1 pseudogene is annotated in these 798 nt (G+C 66.8%); it reads left to right on the top strand.

The features are described 5' to 3' along the window. Nucleotides 1-277: 277 nt before the first annotated feature. Nucleotides 278-798, top strand: a pseudogene (locus tag CF70_RS06285) (site-specific integrase); the annotation flags it as partial.

Genomic DNA, 798 nt, shown 5'->3' with positions numbered 1-798 from the left:
TCTGTGCAGACACAAACCTGCTGGAGTGCCCGCCCGACCCTGAGGACGGAGATCGCCAGCAGGCGATAGAAGAGATGCTCGACGGCCGCTATCCGCGCTACGCCCGCCTCAAGCGCCATCCGCATCGCGCATGAGCATGGCGGCGACCTTCCCTCCAGCGCCACACGGCGGCGAGCATCTGTCCGCCTGGTTCCACCCCGCTAACCTGAAGGCTATGTCCGCCTCGAAGAGGCGGTAGGGGTGCGGGGAAAGCGGAATTCAGTATATAAATGCCGTCATGACACCCGTCGACACCCTCTGGCTCACCAATCCCACCCTCGCCTACGCCGATTGGCAGCGCCGCGAGGCGGCCGGCGCGGACCGGCGCCCTTTCGCGGCCCGCTCGATCATCCAGCATCAGGCCATGTTCGAGCACTTTCGGCGTCATCTGCTCGACGCCGACACCACCGTGGCCACGTTCGGCCCAGACCATGTCGATACCTTCTGGCAGGCGCCCGGTGCGCGCGGCTACAGTACCGCCACGCGCATGCGCTATCTGAAACTGCTGGACCGGTTGTGTCGCCACCTGGTTGCCATCGGCGTGCGCAAGAGCAATCCAGCCGGTCAATTGGTCCGCGACGGTCATTGGCCGAAGGCCGAGCCGGATCCCATCTACCTGCCCGAGGACGCGGACGCCCGCCTGCAGGCTTGGGTGCAGCCGCACGCTGCGGACGATCCGGCGGCCTTGCGCAACCGTGCGATCGTGGCGCTCTTCCTTGGCACCGGCATCACGGCATTGGAAGGCCGCACGGCCCGCCG

It is taken from the genome of Cupriavidus sp. SK-3 (assembly GCF_000611145.1).
Classification (GTDB): Bacteria; Pseudomonadota; Gammaproteobacteria; order Burkholderiales; family Burkholderiaceae; genus Cupriavidus.
This window is presented reverse-complemented; position numbering and strand designations above follow the sequence as displayed.